General features: G+C 62.7%; 11 protein-coding genes, 1 tRNA gene, 2 rRNA genes and 2 pseudogenes (1 of these 16 running past the window's edge). 8 read left to right on the plus strand and 8 right to left on the minus strand.

What is annotated here, in order from left to right; translation table 11 throughout:
* The 3 genes from C2U37_RS09095 to C2U37_RS09105 all read left to right on the plus strand — a co-directional run.
* A 23S ribosomal RNA gene (locus C2U37_RS09095) occupies positions 1–2,118 on the plus strand; it begins 771 nt to the left of the window's first position.
* Between the two features lie 121 nt (positions 2,119–2,239).
* A 5S ribosomal RNA gene (rrf, locus tag C2U37_RS09100) occupies positions 2,240–2,354 on the plus strand.
* A gap of 98 nt (positions 2,355–2,452) precedes the next feature.
* Positions 2,453–2,529 (plus strand) — tRNA-Asp (locus C2U37_RS09105).
* Positions 2,530–2,807: 278 nt separating this feature from the next.
* On the opposite strand, the gene C2U37_RS09110 is transcribed toward C2U37_RS09105, so the two are convergent.
* Complete coding sequence (locus C2U37_RS09110) at positions 2,808–3,140, minus strand: cupin domain-containing protein (RefSeq protein ID WP_010675945.1); 333 nt, start codon at positions 3,138–3,140, stop codon at positions 2,808–2,810.
* Between the two features lie 206 nt (positions 3,141–3,346).
* On the opposite strand from C2U37_RS09110, the gene C2U37_RS09115 reads away from it, so the two are divergent.
* The 4 genes from C2U37_RS09115 (at position 3,347) to dhaM (ending at position 7,367) form a co-directional block, all read left to right on the plus strand.
* The gene (locus C2U37_RS09115) at positions 3,347–4,705 is read left to right on the plus strand and encodes an NCS2 family permease (protein ID WP_104452145.1); all 1,359 of its coding nucleotides are present in this window, start codon (positions 3,347–3,349) and stop codon (positions 4,703–4,705) included.
* 228 nt (positions 4,706–4,933) lie between these two features.
* Positions 4,934–6,004 carry a dihydroxyacetone kinase subunit DhaK gene (gene dhaK, locus C2U37_RS09120; RefSeq protein ID WP_104452146.1) on the plus strand — a complete coding sequence of 357 codons (1,071 nt, stop codon included), beginning with the start codon at positions 4,934–4,936 and terminating at the stop codon, positions 6,002–6,004.
* A 15-nt stretch (positions 6,005–6,019) separates the two neighbouring features.
* Entirely contained in the window at positions 6,020–6,649 is a 630-nt protein-coding gene (dhaL, locus tag C2U37_RS09125) for a dihydroxyacetone kinase subunit DhaL (RefSeq protein ID WP_005341571.1), read from the plus strand.
* Position 6,650: 1 nt separating this feature from the next.
* Positions 6,651–7,367, plus strand: coding sequence for a dihydroxyacetone kinase phosphoryl donor subunit DhaM (gene dhaM / locus C2U37_RS09130; protein WP_104452147.1), 717 nt, complete (start codon positions 6,651–6,653; stop codon positions 7,365–7,367).
* A 60-nt stretch (positions 7,368–7,427) separates the two neighbouring features.
* Here dhaM and dhaR read toward each other — a convergent pair whose 3' ends face one another.
* From dhaR to C2U37_RS09160, 6 genes and pseudogenes are all read right to left on the minus strand, one after another.
* Positions 7,428–9,329: a dihydroxyacetone kinase operon transcriptional regulator DhaR gene (gene dhaR, locus C2U37_RS09135; RefSeq protein WP_104453207.1), complete on the minus strand. Its 1,902-nt coding sequence runs from the start codon at positions 9,327–9,329 to the stop codon at positions 7,428–7,430.
* A 278-nt stretch (positions 9,330–9,607) separates the two neighbouring features.
* Positions 9,608–10,530 (minus strand): annotated as a pseudogene (locus tag C2U37_RS09140) (integrase core domain-containing protein).
* 221 nt (positions 10,531–10,751) lie between these two features.
* A pseudogene (locus C2U37_RS09145) lies at positions 10,752–10,976 on the minus strand (AI-2E family transporter); the annotation flags it as partial.
* Between the two features lie 17 nt (positions 10,977–10,993).
* Positions 10,994–11,698, minus strand: a complete 705-nt coding sequence (locus C2U37_RS09150; RefSeq protein WP_104452148.1) for an SDR family oxidoreductase — start codon at positions 11,696–11,698, stop codon at positions 10,994–10,996.
* Positions 11,699–12,064: 366 nt separating this feature from the next.
* Positions 12,065–13,150, minus strand: coding sequence for an AI-2E family transporter YdiK (gene ydiK, locus C2U37_RS09155; RefSeq protein WP_029314855.1), 1,086 nt, complete (start codon positions 13,148–13,150; stop codon positions 12,065–12,067).
* Positions 13,151–13,159: 9 nt separating this feature from the next.
* Positions 13,160–14,536, minus strand: a complete 1,377-nt coding sequence (locus C2U37_RS09160; protein WP_104452149.1) for a bifunctional NUDIX hydrolase/phosphatase PAP2 family protein — start codon at positions 14,534–14,536, stop codon at positions 13,160–13,162.
* A 172-nt stretch (positions 14,537–14,708) separates the two neighbouring features.
* Between C2U37_RS09160 and C2U37_RS09165 the strand changes: the two genes are divergently transcribed.
* Positions 14,709–15,086 (plus strand): hypothetical protein, encoded by a 378-nt coding sequence (locus tag C2U37_RS09165; RefSeq protein WP_104453208.1) that lies wholly within the window; start codon positions 14,709–14,711, stop codon positions 15,084–15,086.
* Between the two features lie 80 nt (positions 15,087–15,166).
* Here C2U37_RS09165 and C2U37_RS09170 read toward each other — a convergent pair whose 3' ends face one another.
* Positions 15,167–16,114: a hypothetical protein gene (locus tag C2U37_RS09170; RefSeq protein WP_104452150.1), complete on the minus strand. Its 948-nt coding sequence runs from the start codon at positions 16,112–16,114 to the stop codon at positions 15,167–15,169.
* Positions 16,115–16,248: the final 134 nt, after the last annotated feature.

A 16,248-nucleotide genomic window follows, 5' to 3' on the forward strand; every position in this document is an offset into this window, starting at 1 on the left:
AGGCCAATCAAACTCGGAGATAGCTGGTTCTCCCCGAAAGCTATTTAGGTAGCGCCTCGGACGAATACTACTGGGGGTAGAGCACTGTTTGGGCTAGGGGGTCATCCCGACTTACCAACCCCATGCAAACTCCGAATACCAGTAAGTACTATCCGGGAGACACACGGCGGGTGCTAACGTCCGTCGTGAAGAGGGAAACAACCCAGACCGCCGGCTAAGGTCCCAAAGTTCTGGTTAAGTGGGAAACGATGTGGGAAGGCTCAGACAGCTAGGATGTTGGCTTAGAAGCAGCCATCATTTAAAGAAAGCGTAATAGCTCACTAGTCGAGTCGGCCTGCGCGGAAGATGTAACGGGGCTCAAACCAGGCACCGAAGCCGCGGATTCACGCTAAGCGTGAGTGGTAGGGGAGCGTTCTGTAAGTCTGCGAAGGTGTGTCGAGAGGCATGCTGGAGATATCAGAAGTGCGAATGCTGACGTAAGTAACGATAAAGGGGGTGAAAAGCCTCCTCGCCGGAAGACCAAGGGTTCCTGTCCAACGTTAATCGGGGCAGGGTGAGTCGACCCCTAAGGCGAGGCCGAAAGGCGTAGTCGATGGGAAGCAGGTTAATATTCCTGCACGACTTGTAATTGCGATGGGGGGACGGAGAAGGCTAGGTGGGCCAGGCGACGGTTGTCCTGGTGAAAGTGCGTAGGTGGTGTTTCCAGGCAAATCCGGAGACACAACACTGAGACACGAGACGAACGCACTACGGTGCGGAAGCCATTGATGCCCTGCTTCCAGGAAAAGCCTCTAAGCTTCAGATTACAAGTCATCGTACCCCAAACCGACACAGGTGGTCGGGTAGAGAATACCAAGGCGCTTGAGAGAACTCGGGTGAAGGAACTAGGCAAAATAGAACCGTAACTTCGGGAGAAGGTTCGCTCTTGATGGTGAAGTCCCTTGCGGATGGAGCTGTCGGGAGTCGCAGTGACCAGATGGCTGGGACTGTTTATCAAAAACACAGCACTCTGCAAACACGAAAGTGGACGTATAGGGTGTGACACCTGCCCGGTGCCGGAAGGTTAATTGATGGGGTTAGCGCAAGCGAAGCTCTTGATCGAAGCCCCGGTAAACGGCGGCCGTAACTATAACGGTCCTAAGGTAGCGAAATTCCTTGTCGGGTAAGTTCCGACCTGCACGAATGGTGTAACCATGGCCATGCTGTCTCCACCCGAGACTCAGTGAAATCGAATTCGCCGTGAAGATGCGGTGTACCCGCGGCTAGACGGAAAGACCCCGTGAACCTTTACTACAGCTTGGCACTGAACATTGAACCTACATGTGTAGGATAGGTGGGAGGCTTTGAAGGCGTGACGCCAGTTGCGCTGGAGCCGTCCTTGAAATACCACCCTTGTATGTTTGATGTTCTAACGCAGGGCCCTGAATCGGGCTCGCGGACAGTGCCTGGTGGGTAGTTTGACTGGGGCGGTCTCCTCCCAAAGAGTAACGGAGGAGCACGAAGGTTGGCTAATCCTGGTCGGACATCAGGAGGTTAGTGCAATGGCATAAGCCAGCTTAACTGCGAGACGGACAGGTCGAGCAGGTACGAAAGTAGGTCATAGTGATCCGGTGGTTCTGAATGGAAGGGCCATCGCTCAACGGATAAAAGGTACTCCGGGGATAACAGGCTGATACCGCCCAAGAGTTCATATCGACGGCGGTGTTTGGCACCTCGATGTCGGCTCATCACATCCTGGGGCTGAAGTCGGTCCCAAGGGTATGGCTGTTCGCCATTTAAAGTGGTACGCGAGCTGGGTTCAGAACGTCGTGAGACAGTTCGGTCCCTATCTGCCGTGGGCGTTGGATGATTGAAGGGAGTTGCTCCTAGTACGAGAGGACCGGAGTGAACGAACCTCTGGTGTTCGGGTTGTCACGCCAGTGGCACTGCCCGGTAGCTAAGTTCGGAATCGATAACCGCTGAAAGCATCTAAGCGGGAAGCGAGCCCTGAGATGAGTCATCCCTGACCCCTTGAGGGTCCTAAAGGGCCGTTGGAGACCACAACGTTGATAGGTGGGGTGTGTAAGCGTAGCGATACGTTGAGCTAACCCATACTAATTACCCGTGAGGCTTAACCATACAACACCCAAGAAGTGTTTCTGGCCTTGTAGCAAGTGCGAGACTACTTACCTAATTCAGTGATAGTGACAAGCCAAGTGCAACATCACTACTCACGTCAGCTTTCTGGATTAAGATTTTGCCTGGCGGCAATAGCGCAGTGGAACCACCTGACCCCATGCCGAACTCAGAAGTGAAACGCTGTAGCGCCGATGGTAGTGTGGCATTCGCCATGCGAGAGTAGGACACTGCCAGGCACCCAATTAAATGGTGATGTGAAGAATCACATAACCGGCTGCGAGGATGACACCTCACAAACAAGCAGCAAAAGATTTAGCGAAAGCTAACCGAATGCGGAGCGGTAGTTCAGTCGGTTAGAATACCGGCCTGTCACGCCGGGGGTCGCGGGTTCGAGTCCCGTCCGCTCCGCCACTAAATTGAAAGGCCTTCCCTGACGGGAAGGCCTTTTTGCTTTCTGGCGTCGGGATAAGAGCTCAGAGCACAAGAAGCAGCCACTAGGGTTGTGACTTGCCACTGGCAACTTTGTCCCGGTCTGTTGTTCCTTGTGCTTGAGCCGGACTTTGTCCGTCTCTGCGTCTGCTCCGCCACTACTTAAGAAGCCCAGTCGAAAGACTGGGCTTTTTTTCGTCTCCACGGTCTCCTCTTCGATCTTAGCAGCAGAAGCATTGCCTTCTTGAGCCGTGAGCTTGCTAGTAATAGACGCAGAGCCAGACGGTTGTCTCGGTCGGATGGGTCCACTCCACCCTGTGCTGAAGGTGCGCCGGGATGTTGATGTAATCCCCCGGCCCCAGATGGACGCGTTCCTGTACCCCGGTATCCGGTGTGATGAAGACCAGGATGGCCTCTCCCTGCACCAGCAATACCCATTCGTGTTCATCCTGATCGAACCACTCTCCGGTAGGGGTCTGCTGCCCCTGGGAGAGAATGCGCTCGATACGAACATTGTTGGTACTGACCAGATCCGCGAACACTTCACTGGGCAGGGGGGAGGGGATCTGGCCAAGCAGGTTGCCTGTGTGCATGGGCTTCTCTCCGGTAGATGGGAACGTGGCTAGCTAAGAGTGTAGAAGCTTGGGATGGGCCTCTCTCATGGAAAATGAGGCCTCCAACGAGCCCTTTTATGAAAAACTTCGGGGAAATGGGGGCTTATCCGCTGCAATCTCGTCAAATTCTTGCTATTTTGCGCGCCAGCAAGCAAACGATTTCCTTCACACTTTCAGGATGAACTATGGCAACGCAACAAACGACGGTCCGCGCCGGCAATGGCGGGTTTCTGGATTCCTATTTCTCCATCAGCCAGCGTGGCAGCACGGTGCGACAGGAGCTGCTGGCCGGGTTGACCACCTTCCTGGCGATGGTCTACAGCATCATCGTCGTGCCGAACATGCTGGGCGCAGCCGGTTTTGAGCAGGGCCCGGTGTTTGTGGCGACCTGTCTGATCGCCGCCTTCGGCTCCCTGCTGATGGGGCTCTGGGCCAAGCTGCCGATGGCCATCGGTTGTGCCATCTCTCTCACCGCCTTTACCGCCTTCAGCCTGGTGCTGGGTCAGGGGCTGAGCATTCCGGTCGCGCTGGGCGCCATCTTCCTGATGGGGGTGCTGTTCACCCTGATCAGCGTCACCGGCGTGCGCCAGTGGATCCTGGACAACCTCCCCTCCGGCATCGCCCACGGTACCGGCATCGGTATCGGCCTGTTCCTGCTGCTGATCGCCACCAACGGGGTCGGCATGGTGATCAAGAATGAAGGGGCTGGCCTGCCGGTGCAGCTCGGCGAGATCACCGCCTTCCCGGTCATCATGACGGTGCTGGGTCTGGCTGCCATCTTCGGCCTGGAGCGCCGCAAGGTGCCGGGCGGCATCCTGATGGTGATCATCGCCATCTCCATCCTCGGCCTTATCTTCGATCCGAAAGTGACCTGGCAGGGCTTCTTCGCCATGCCGAGCCTGAGTGGCGAGAATGGCTCCCTGGTGGGCAGCATGGATCTGCTGGGCGCCCTCAATCCGGTGGTGATTCCGACCGTGTTGGCGCTGGTGATGACCGCCGTGTTTGACGCCACCGGCACCATCCGTGCCGTGGCCGGTCAGGCTGGCCTCATCAACGAGCGTGGTCACATCATCAGCGGTGGCAAGGCCCTGACTGCGGACTCCGTCAGCAGTATGGTGGCGGGCGTGGTAGGTGGTGCTCCGGCAGCCGTCTACATCGAATCTGCCGCAGGGACCGCTGCCGGCGGCAAGACAGGTCTGACCGCCACCCTGGTCGGCGTGCTCTTCCTGCTGATGATCTTCCTCTCCCCGCTGAGCTATCTGGTGCCGGCCTACGCCACCGCACCGGCCCTGATGTATGTGGGCCTGCTGATGCTGGGCAACGTCACCAAGCTGGACTTCAACGACTCGGTCGATGCCCTCTCCGGCATGCTGTGCGCCGTCTTCATCGTGCTCACCTGCAACATCGTCACCGGCATCATGTTAGGCTTCGTGGCCCTGGTGGTCGGCCGCCTGTTTGCCGCCGAGTGGAAGAAGCTCAACATCGGCACCGTCATCATCGCCGTGGCCCTGGTGATCTTCTACGCCGGTGGCTGGGCCATCTAATCCTCACGCTATCGAGAAGGGCCCTGCGGGGCCCTTTTTCATGGCTGTGAGGCGGCTAACACTTTCCCGGATCTTCCCCATCCGCTCGTTTCAGATTGAAACGTCAGGCTTTGTTTGTTGTTTCAGATCCGAACCGAAACCCCTGTCATTTTTATCCCCCTATGGCTCGCTAGACTGGCTGCATCAACCATCTGTCCACCCGTGTGGTGGCAAGCCAAGGAGTGAGCCATGAAGAAGCTGATCAACGCTGTCGATGCCGTGGTCCGTGAACAACTGATGGGGATGGCCGCTGCCCACCCCGAGCTCAAGGTGAGAATCGAACCCCACTACATCACCCGCGCCGACGCCCCCGTGACGGGCAAGGTGGCGCTGGTCTCCGGTGGCGGCAGCGGCCACGAGCCCATGCACGGTGGCCTGGTGGGCAAAGGAATGCTGGATGGTGCCTGCCCCGGCGAGATCTTCACGTCCCCGACCCCGGATCAGATGTACGAGTGCGGTCAGGCCGTCGACGGCGGCGCCGGCGTGCTGTTTCTGGTGAAGAACTACACCGGCGACGTGCTCAACTTCGAGACCGCGGTCGAGCTGCTGCACGGTGACGGGGTCAAGGTGGGCTTCGCCCTCATCGATGACGACGTGGCGGTGAAGGACAGCCTCTACACCGCTGGCCGCCGTGGTGTTGCCACGACAGTGCTGTGCGAGAAGCTGGTCGGTGCCGCCGCCGAGGCGGGCTACGATCTGGCGCGCTGCGAGGCGTTGGCCCGTCGCATCAACAACCAGAGCCGCACCATAGGCGTGGCCATGCACGCCTGCACCGTCCCTGCTGCCGGCAAACCCTCCTTCACCCTGGCTGACAACGAGGTGGAGTTCGGCGTGGGCATTCACGGCGAACCCGGTATCGAGCGCCGTCCCTTCACCGACCTCAACGCCCTGGTGGACGACATGTTCAGCGAGCTTGCTGACAATACCCCCTATGGCCGCACCCTGCGCCACTGGGATCGCACCAGCGGCAGCTGGCAGGAGGAGCACACCTTTATCGAACCGCTCAACAAAGGCGATCGAGTCATCGCGCTGGTCAACAGCTTGGGCGGCACCCCCATCTCCGAGCTCTATGGCGTCTATGGCCGTCTCGCTACCCTGTGCGAAGAGGCGGGCATCCATCTGGTGCGCAACCTCATTGGCCCCTACTGCACCTCCCTCGACATGACCGGCATCTCCATCACATTGCTCAAGGTGGATGATGAGTTGATGACCCTGTGGGATGCCCCCGTTCACACCCCCGCCCTGCGTCGCGGCTGCTAAGGAGTGCCGATAGCCATGCTAAGCAAACACCAAATCGTCAACTGGCTGCTCGACTGCGAACACATCTTTACCGAGCAGCGTGACTACCTCACCGCGCTGGATACCGATATCGGCGACGGCGACCACGGCCTCAACATGCAGCGCGGCTTCGCCAAGGTGGCCGAGAAGCTGCCGGCAGTGGCGGACAAAGACATCGGCCAGGTGCTGAAAACCACCGGCATGACATTGCTCTCCTCGGTCGGCGGCGCCAGCGGCCCGCTCTACGGCACCTTCTTTATCCGGGCCGCGGCCAGCAGCGATGCCTGCCAGAGCCTCAGCCTCAGCCAGCTGTGCAAAATGCTGAGCGACGGGGTCGAGGGGATCGTCTCCCGCGGCCGTGCCGAGCCGGGCGACAAGACCATGTGCGACGCCTGGTGGCCGGCACTGGCCGCCCTGCAACAGGCGCAGCAGCAAGAGTTGCCCCTCAACGAAGCGCTGGACAAGGCGGTGGCGGCTGCTGCGGCAGGTACCGAGGCGACCATCCAGATGCAGGCCCGCAAGGGGCGCGCCAGCTATCTTGGCGAGCGCAGCATCGGCCATCAGGATGCCGGGGCCACCTCGACCCTGTTGCTGTTGACCGCCCTGCGTGACAGAGCGAGGTTATGACATGATCGGAATCGTAGTTGTCTCTCACAGCGCCCTGCTGGCAGCCGGCTTGAAAGCGCTAGCCGACCAGCTCGGCAGCCCGGCCCGATTGCTGCTGGCGGCCGGGGTCGATGACCCCGATCACCCCATCGGCACCGACGCCATCGCCGTGATGAGTGCGATTGAAGAAGCGGACGACGGCAGCGGCGTGCTGGTGCTGATGGATCTCGGCAGCGCCCTGCTGAGCGCCGAGACCGCCCTCGAGTTGCTGCCCCCCGAGCTGAGTGCCCGGGTGCGGCTCTGCCCCGCCCCGCTGGTCGAGGGCACTCTGGCCGCCGTGGTGGCCGCTGGCGCAGGCCTGACGCTGGACGAGGTAGCCGCCGAGGCGCTTGGCGCCCTGGGCCCGAAACAGGGAATGCTGCCTGCCAGTGCGGCGCAGGCCACCACGGAGGCAGCCCCCGTTGCCGACGACGGCTGGTTGCGCTGCGAGGTGGTAGTCGATAACCCCCACGGCCTGCATGTGCGCCCCGCCGCCCGGCTGGTCGCGGCACTCAAGCCCTTTGCCGCTGAACTCAGGCTGCAAAAGGGGGAGAAAGAGGCGAATCCCCGCAGCCTGAGCCGGCTCGCCATGCTCGATGTGCGCCAGGGGGACAGGCTCATCCTGCTGGCGCGAGGTGAGGATGCCGGGGCGGCGCTGAGCTGCTTCCAGCAACTGGCGCAGGATCGCTTCGGCGACTGAAACATTTCCCCATCCGGGCCCCGTCAAGACGGGGCCCGCTTTTTTTGAGGGGCGTTCTGGTCAGTGGTGGTAGTCGGCGGGATCGATGTCGAGCAGTTTGAGTCGCCGCCAGAGGGTGGTGCGGCTGATCCCGAGCTGGCGCGCCATCTGGCTGACCTGGCCCTTGCTGGCACGGGCGGCCCGCAGGATCGCCTGATGCTCCAGCTCCGCCAGGGTGAGCAGCGGCTGTCCCACCACCTCGTCCGCCAGCAGACAATGACCCTGGCGGATGGTGGCCGGGAGCGCCCGGGGCGGGATCTGTGCCTCACTGCAATGCAGCAGGGCGTACTCGATGGCGCTGCGCAGCTCCCCCAGGTTGCCGGGCCAGGGGTAGGCTAGCAGGCAGTCGAGGGCGTCAGGGGTGAACTGGCGCCCCGGCTCGCCCCCCTGCACCGTCAGGTGCTGGCGGATGAGGCCAGGCAGATCGGCGCTGCGCTCCCGCAGGCTCGGCAGCCAGAGTTCGCACCCTTGCAGCGCATAGAGCAGCTGGCGCCCGAATTCCCCCTCCTGCACCCGCTGCTCCAGCGGGGCGCTGCTGGTCGCGATGATCCTCACCCTGAGGGGCAGGATGCGGGCGGAGTCGAAGCGCTGGATGCGCCCCGTCTTGAGCAGTTGCAGCAGGGCGGCCTGCATGGGGGCGGGCAGGCACTCCACCTGCTCCAGCACTAGCGTGCCACCGTGAGCCAGCTCGAACTTGCCGGCCCGCTCCTGCCCCGCCTCGTCGGACCCCATGAGTTCCAGCGCCATCCGCTCCCTCGGCCATGCCTGGCAGTTGAAGATGACCAGGGGGCCGGCGGCTCGCTCGCTGCCAAAGTGGATGGCCTCCGCCAGTTGGGCCTTGCCCACCTCCTCTTCCCCTCGCAGCAGGACGGGGCCATGTCCCCTGGCCGCCTGGCGGGCGTGGCGAAGCAGTTTGCGCATGGCGCTCGACTCCCCCACCAGGGCGGAGAGCTCGGGCACCGTCTGGCGCAGTTGATGAATGGCGCGCAGCCGATCGGTGGGATGGAGCAGGACGATGAAGCTGACCCCGTCCGGCCCCGGCAGGGGCTTGAGGCTCACCAGGGCGTCGATGAAGGCCTCGCTCCGGGTCTCTCGCCGCTCCAGCGTCACCTCCACATGGCTCAGGGGGGTCATCTCCGCGATGGCCAGACGCAGGCGCTGGGGCATCAGCAGATGGTGATCGAGGGGCTGACCCAGGCAGACAGCCGGGTCGAGTTGCAGCCGACTGGCCGCCAGGGCGTTGAGGTAGCGCAGCCGCCCCTGGGGATCCCAGGCCAGCACGCCGTCTTCCATGCCATCCAACAGGGTATAGAGCTCGCTCAAGTGGTGCTGGGACTCCTGCATCAGGCGCTCCATCTGCAGCAGATTGGCCAGCTCGCGGCCGGCGCTGACGGTGAGCGCGAGATCCCCCGGTGCGGCCTCTTCCACCCGGCAGATCAGGGCCACGATCGCCACCTGGCGACCGGTGCTGTTGTAGACGGGGCTGGCACAGCAGTGCCAGGGGTGGAGACGCTGGTTGAAGTGCTGGGGGCCGCTGACGCAGAGCGGCACCCCCTCCAGGGCCGCCAGGTTGACGGCATTGGTGCCGATGCGTCCCTCGCTGAAAAACGCGCCTGGGCCAAAACCGAGTGCCGCCAGCGCCTGCAGGGTATCGGGGTGGCCGGTCCGGGCCAGCAGGCAACCGCTCTCGTCGGTGAGCAGCAGGGCGCAGGGGCGCCCCTCCATGAACTCGTAGAGATCCTCCAGTGCCATCTCGCCGGTGGTGAGCAGGTCCCGCTTGCGCTGGCGCAGGCTCTCCAGGGTCTGCCCTCTGGCGCAGTGGGGAGGATGCCAGAGGGACGCGCTGGTCTGGTGGGCACAGCGCAGCCAGGAGGCCTGCAGGTGCTCGGGCCAGGACGAGGGGGGCTGGGGGACGGATGGCATGGTCACGGCGATATCCGGCAAAAGGGAAGGGGCCATTTAATCACCCTTGCCGCCCCGATTCAGTGACCGCTCTCAGAGTGTGGCAACCCCTCCCCCCTCCCGGTCGGGTTCGCCGTCAGCAAATTGCTGGCCGAGCCAGTGGAAGAAGGCGCGGCACTCCTTCGATTTTTTGATATATAGTCCCCGATCACACTACTGACTTGTTTATGAAAAGGAGGTTGGATGGCGCTGTACAGATCTAGTTATCACCTGACACCGGCCTCAAACCGGTGTCTTGTTTACGCTACTTTAGTGCGCACTTCCTTCGGTATCAATTTCAGACCCTTCTTGAACATGCTGTAGGGGGTCTGACCCTCCATCATCCTGCCCTGATGTGGCCGCTGGGTGTTGTAGTGTCCCAGGTAGCTATCCAGGTCTGTCTGCATCTGTTCTACCGACTCATACCAGGTCGTTCTCCCCTTGATACGGAAGTGTTCATCCAGCAGTGTGCGATGCAGTCGCTCGATAAAACCGTTGCTCTGCGGCCTGCGTACCGTGGTTGTCCGGTGTTCAATTCCCTCCAGTTGCAGAAACAAACCGCGGTCACCGGCAGCTTGCTGGTGTAGAGCCGTCCCCAGGCATGGCGACTGTAGCAGTCCAGCACGGTTTGCAGATACACCTTGCCAACCCCCTTGAGCGCGCCGACGAAGAAGGTGTCAACCGCCACCAGTTCTCCGGTGTAGTGGACCTCAATCTGGCGTTCGCGAAACTCGGGGCTGAAGCGTTCTAACAGGCGGATCTGCTCGTCATTGAGCTCAATGGTCTGCTCCCGGTGGGTTTTCTCGAGGCGCAACAAGCGGTCATGCTTGGAGAGCAAGTCGTGACGTTGCCACACGCCACGCACACCGCCTGCACTGACGTTGATGCCTTGCAGAGCCAGTTCTTGCGCGACCCGCAGCGGGCCATGGGTTGGTCTGGTGAGAGAGTAATCGAGGATGGCTTGCTCAATCTCGGGAGCGACTCGGTTGGGATGAGCGCCTTTACAGCCGGGGAGTTTGTCGAGCAAGCCCTCGGCGCCATAGGTCTGGTAGTTACGGCGAATTTCGTAGAACTGCTGACGGCTGTAGCCGATGAGCTTGCAGGCTTTGCTGACATTATTGAGCTCTTTGGCGAGCTCTAGCAGGCTGAGTTTACGACGTGCTACTTTCTCGTTGGTGGTCATACGGTGACTCCGGATAACACGGTAGGGGTACCGTTTTGTTATCCGGTTTGAAGCCGTATGACCACTCCCTTTTGTGGGCAACTGTCAGGTGAATACCATCTCCATACAGACAGCGGCATCTCGATCGTCCGATTACGCTTCGCTAATCGAACCTGCATGGGACGGTAATAAACAAAAGAGCCGCCCTGGGGCGGCTCTTTGCATCGGGGATGAATGAATCATCACGGCGCCTTGGGCGGCTCCACCAGAGCGCTCGCCGGTTGGTCATCTTCCTTGATCCAGGCATCCAGCAGGGTGTAACCCACCGCCAGCACCACGGGGCCGATGAAGAGACCGATGATCCCCATGGCCAGCAGGCCGCCAATGACCCCCACCAGAATGAGGATCAGCGGCAGGTCGGCCCCGCGCTTGATGAGGAAGGGGCGCAAGAAGTTGTCCATGGTGCCGTTCCATGGTACCTCGCTCAGATCCCCGTCATGCCGATCTCGTCGAGCTGGACGTGAAGGGGTTGGCGCAGGGTGTAGAGCACGGCCTCGGCCAGATCCTCCACCTGCAGCCAGCCGGGCTTGCGATCGCCCGGACAGGCCGGGGGCGGCACCTGCACCAGTCCGGGACAGAGGGTGTGGACCCGGACGCCCTGGTGTTGCACCTCTTCCCGCAGTGCCCGGGCGAACCCCAGCACCGCAAACTTGGCGGCGCAGTAGACGCTGGCCCTGGCATAGCCGTGCCTGGCGGCCTGGGAGGCGATGTTGATGACGGTGCCGTGGCGGCTCGCCAGCATGTCCGGCAGGCAGGCCCGGGTCAGCAGGAAGGTGCCCTTGGCACAGGTATCCATCACCCTGTCCCACTCCGATTCCGGCAGATCCTGCACCAGGTGGTCGCTGCCGACCCCGCTGTTGTTGATAAGCAGATCGACGGGGCCGAGCCGCTCCCGGATCCGGGCATGGCCGTCCCGCACCTGATCGCCGTCGCACACATCCAGCGCCAGAGCCATGACTCGCACTCCGTATCGCGCCTCCAGTCTGGCCGCTTCCTGCTCCAGCAGCCCCAGACGGCGGGAAGCCAGGATCAGCTCCACCCCCTGGCTGGCCAGGGCCTCAGCGATGGCCAGTCCGATGCCGCTGGCGCCGCCGCTGATGAGGGCCCGTGTTGCTCTCAGTTCGTTCATCTTGTGTTCTCCTCCAATGGTGCAGGCATTGTGGCGGGCACCTTCGGCAGGGAACAGGGGAGGGGAATGAGTGATTCGAACCCTGGTTCGTGTTTTGGCGTTCCGGTTCGAACTTTGGTTCTAAACGCCGCGACCAGCCGTCGGTTCGATTAGCCGTAAGGGGTAATCGGACGTTCGCGTAAATCAATTCTCCCGCTATAACAGCCATCAATATTTCCCTGCTGACAGATGCCGCTGATTCATGGACACACCGGACAGCGGCATCTCGATCGTCCGATTATGCTTCGCTAATCGAACCTGCATGGGACGGTAATAAACAGAAGAGCCGCCCTGGGGCGGCTCTTTGCATCGGGGATGAATGAATCGTCACGGCGCCTTGGGCGGTTCCACCAGAGCGCTCGCCGGCTGGTCATCTTCCTTGATCCAGGCATCCAGCAGGGTGTAGCCCACCGCCAGCACCACGGGGCCGATGAAGAGACCGATGATCCCCATGGCCAGCAAGCCGCCGATGACCCCCACCAGAATGAGGATCAGCGGCAGGTCGGCCCCGCGCTTGATGAGGAAGGGGCGAAGGAAGTTGTCCATGGTGCCCGCCAGCAGGGACCAGACCAGCAGGAAGGTGCCCCAGGTGGTGTCCCCGCTCCAGTAGAGGTAGCCGACGCTGGCCAGCAGCACCGGGAAGGGGCCTATCTGGGCGACGATCAGCAGGAACATCAGCACCACCAGCACCATGACATAGGGAATGCCGGCGATGAGCAGGCCCAGGCCCGCCACCGAGGATTGCACCAGGGCGGTCACCACCACCCCCATGGCGACGGCACGGATGGCCTGGGAGGCGAGCACCACCGCATTGTCACCGCGCTGGCCCGCCAGACGGTGGGCGAAGCGGCGAATGCCTTCTGCCGCCTTCTCCCCCGAGTGGTAGAGCAGGCCGCAGATGGCCACGGTCAGCAGGAAGTGGACGAACAGCAGGCCGAGGTTGCCCGCCTGGGCCGCCAGCCAGCGGGCGGTCTGGCCGAAGTAGGGGGCCAGCTTGGTGAACAGCACCTGGCCGCCGCTCGCGAGGATCTGCTGCCAGAACTCATAGAGTTTGTCGCCCACCAGGGGTACTTGCTGCAACCAGAGCAGCTCGGGGGGCGGGGATTGGCTGAGCTCGGTGCCCAGCTCGATGAGCATGGGGGCCTTCTCCGCCACGTTGGCCAGCGTCATGAAGAGGGGAATGACGAAGATGAGCAGCAAGATGCTGGTCATCAGCAACGCCGCCAAGGTGCGCTTGCCCCACAGCAGGCGCTGGGCCATCTGCATCAGGGGCCAGGTGGCGATGGTGATCATGGTCGACCACACCAGGGCGGGCAGGAAGGGGCGCAAGACCATGAAGCACGAGATGATGAGCAGGCTGAGGAACAGCAAGCCCAGGGTGATCTTGGCCAAATCCACTTTTTTCATATTCATGGCATTCCCTTAACGAGGGGTTGAGCGCCCGGTTCGGGCACCGTGACGGATAGCGGACAACGACCACCAGAGCCCGGCGCTGAGCCAGAACCCCAGGCAGCCAAAGAGCCACCCTTGTCCCGCGAGGATCAGCAGAGAGCTGCTGGTGAGCGCGGGCACCAGGAACAGGAGCCCTGCCACGACCAGTCCCCCTGCCAGGGTCAGCAGTGCGGCGGGCAGGGCGGGGGTGGGGCTCCGTTCGAGTGATAGCAGATTACCCGATACCAGCCCCAGGGTGAACATGGCAAGCCCGGCCAGGGCGGTGGACTGGGTGAGCCAGGCCGAGAGGGCGCTGGCGATGAGCACCCCGGCCCAGGGGAGCGGGCGTGCCGCCAGCTTCGCCAGCGGGGCGCGCAGTGCCAGCAGCAGGGCCCCCAGGGCAAGACCGGCCACCACATCCGAGAGGAAGTGGACCCCCAGCCAGACCCGGGCCAGCCCGGCCACGCCGGCCAGCAACAGGGCCAGCAGGGCCCCCTGCCAGGCCCGCAGCGCCGGCAGCCAGCCAAGCAGCAGGCCCCAGTAGAGCAGGGTCGAGGCGGCGTGGCCGCTCGGCATGCCGAAGCCCTGGGCACTCTGGCGGGCCAGCTCGGGCTGCAGGTGGAAGGGCCTGGGCCAGCCGATGCCCGCCTTGAGCAGGTTCACCACCAGGGTGAGCAGCACCATGGCAAACAGCAGGTGGCGCAGCCTGGACCAGCCGAGCAGGGGCAACAGCAAGGGCAGCAGCGCCAGCTGGAAGGGGGCCGAGCCCAGCAGATTGCCCGCCCTTGGCCAGAGCGCATCCGGCCCTAGCCACCGTTGCAGGCGCTGGATCAGCGGCAACTCGGCGCGGTGCAGCGCACTGGCCGCGTCGCTGAAATCCGTCACCCACAGCACCTGGCTCTCGGGCACCTCGGCCAGCCTCGGGGCTATCCAGTCGATCTGCGCCGGGAAGCGACGCTGGTCAGGGGGCAGGTCGGCGGCCGCGATCAGCCTGGCGTTCAGGATCTCGCCACCGAGATCCGGGGCCTGGAGCAGGGAGACAAACCCCGTCCCTCTCTGGACCCGCAGGGGCTCCAGGGTCTGGCAGGCGAACACCCTGGCCCGTTGCCAGCGTCCCAGCTCGCCGGTGACGCGACCCTGGAGGCCGGTCTCCTCGAACAGCTCGCGCAGGGCCGCCTGCTCCGGGGTCTCCCCCCTGTCGATGTAACCGCCGCTCAGGCTGTAGCGCGAGGAGAGCCTGTCCTGCACCAGCAGGATCCCTTGCTGGTGGCGGATCACGCAGGCGGCCGCAGAGGGAGGGGATTCGGCGCGGGAGGCGGGCAGGGCACCGCCCAGCAACAGCAGCAGGCAGAAGACGACTCGAAACATGATGACACCCAGGGGCAAGGAGTGGGGACAAGGGTCACAGAAATCAGACGGCCGGGCAATGGCTTGCAGGGGGCACCGACCCTGTCGGGGACGCAAGGATTGCCGTCTGCGCGGGCAGTCCCTAGTATTGGCGGCTATTGTTCTTCTCATTCACTACATTGTGGGGCTCTTCATGCGACAGTTCGGTTTCTTTCTGGGGATTGCCATCGGCGTCATCCTGATACTGTTTGGCAGCATCGTCATCTTCCAGGCCCTGCCTGCGGCGCTGGACGTGTTGGAGATGCCGAGCCGGATCCCCTTCGTGCGCGAGGTGTATACCTGGCTGATGAGCAGCGCCAACGGGCTCACTGCCCAGCTGGAGCAGAACTTCCTGGAGGCATTCCAGACGGTGCTCAAGCTGATCCTGCTCATCACCTTCATGTGGGTCTGCGTCAAGCTGGTCAACATGGGGGTGCTGATCATCCGGGCTGGCGTCGACCTTATCCGCACCGCCATCGAGCACAGCGAAGAGCAGGGTGCCAAGCCCACCGAGCAGGACCGCCATTTCTGATCTTCCCCTGCTACGGGTCAGATAAACAACAGGCCATCATGTGATGGCCTGTTTTTATGGTGGCATGACGCTTAAAAAAGTCAGTTCAGCAGTTTTTCCAGCTCCGCTTCGGCATCCGCCCTGGCCTGATCGCTCAGGGTGCCGGAGGTCGCTTCCCGCTTCTCGCCCTGTTGCTGCACCGCCTTGGCCGCTTGCTGCTGTGCACTGGTCGCGGCACTGCTGGTCGCTGCGCTGCTGGCGGCTTGCTGCTGCGCCGTGGTGGCGGCACTGATGGCGGCGGCACTGCTGGCAGCCTGCTTGGCGCTGTCGCTCACCGCCTTGGCGGCTTGTTGCTGCGCTGTGGTTGCGGCACTGATGGCGGCGGCGCTGCTGACGGCCTGCTTGGCGCTGTCGCTCACCGCCTTTTCGGCTTGCTGCTGCGCCGTGGTGGCGGCACTGCCGATCACCTGTCTGGTGGAGTCGGACAGGGCCTTGCTGGCGCTCTGTTGCAGGCCCCCCATCATGGTGCCCAGCAGAGAACTGCCCGCGCCCGTGAGCCCCTGACCGGCACCGGTCAGGGCCGTGGCGGCCGGGGTGGCCTGGGACTGCCAGCCCTGCATGGCGCTGGGCCAGGTCGGGGTGGCGGCCGTCAGGTTTTCCCCGAAGACCTGGGTCGCCCCGTCACCTTTTTGCACCATGACGGCGAGCTGGTTGGTGTCGGCGTTCCAGACCATGCCGGCCTGCTTGGCTACGTCCGGCACGGGGGCGTAGCGGGAGACCACGTAAAAGAGCGGTCCCTCCTGTTGCAGCTCGTCGGCGGTCTTGAGCAGTTGCATGGTGCTCTCGTAGTTGGGCCCCAGCATGGCGGTCATTCTGTCCTTGATCAGCGGCTGCTCGAACAGGTTGGCCTCGTTCGGATCGAAACCGACCAGCGGCTTGAGCAGGGCCCACATCAGCTGGCTGGTGGGGCTCATCATCAGCAGGGGGGCGACACAGGCGGACAACATCAGGCTCAGGCAGGCAGCCTTGAGCAACGGCATGATACGCATTGACAACATATCCAGTTAATTATCTGATTATTAAGGGTTATTCATTACCGCATCCCGGCGATGCCGGTGGGGGCCCACGGCAGCGCCCTGACAGGCCTTGGCGGGCGCAGGCAGGCTATCATATTGCTTCCGGA

Source organism: Aeromonas sp. ASNIH1 (genome assembly GCF_002934285.1).
GTDB lineage: Bacteria > Pseudomonadota > Gammaproteobacteria > Enterobacterales > Aeromonadaceae > Aeromonas > Aeromonas caviae.

Excerpts from the sequence above, each read along its gene's own strand:
- C2U37_RS09110 (WP_010675945.1), bottom strand. The coding sequence starts at position 3,140 with ATGCACACAGGCAACCTGCTTGGCCAGATCCCCTCCCCCCTGCCCAGT.
- C2U37_RS09115 (WP_104452145.1), top strand. The coding sequence starts at position 3,347 with ATGGCAACGCAACAAACGACGGTCCGCGCCGGCAATGGCGGGTTTCTG.
- dhaK (WP_104452146.1), top strand. The coding sequence starts at position 4,934 with ATGAAGAAGCTGATCAACGCTGTCGATGCCGTGGTCCGTGAACAACTG.
- dhaL (WP_005341571.1), top strand. The coding sequence starts at position 6,020 with ATGCTAAGCAAACACCAAATCGTCAACTGGCTGCTCGACTGCGAACAC.
- dhaM (WP_104452147.1), top strand. The coding sequence starts at position 6,651 with ATGATCGGAATCGTAGTTGTCTCTCACAGCGCCCTGCTGGCAGCCGGC.
- dhaR (WP_104453207.1), bottom strand. The coding sequence starts at position 9,329 with ATGCCATCCGTCCCCCAGCCCCCCTCGTCCTGGCCCGAGCACCTGCAG.
- C2U37_RS09150 (WP_104452148.1), bottom strand. The coding sequence starts at position 11,698 with ATGAACGAACTGAGAGCAACACGGGCCCTCATCAGCGGCGGCGCCAGC.
- ydiK (WP_029314855.1), bottom strand. The coding sequence starts at position 13,150 with ATGAATATGAAAAAAGTGGATTTGGCCAAGATCACCCTGGGCTTGCTG.
- C2U37_RS09160 (WP_104452149.1), bottom strand. The coding sequence starts at position 14,536 with ATGTTTCGAGTCGTCTTCTGCCTGCTGCTGTTGCTGGGCGGTGCCCTG.
- C2U37_RS09165 (WP_104453208.1), top strand. The coding sequence starts at position 14,709 with ATGCGACAGTTCGGTTTCTTTCTGGGGATTGCCATCGGCGTCATCCTG.
- C2U37_RS09170 (WP_104452150.1), bottom strand. The coding sequence starts at position 16,114 with ATGCGTATCATGCCGTTGCTCAAGGCTGCCTGCCTGAGCCTGATGTTG.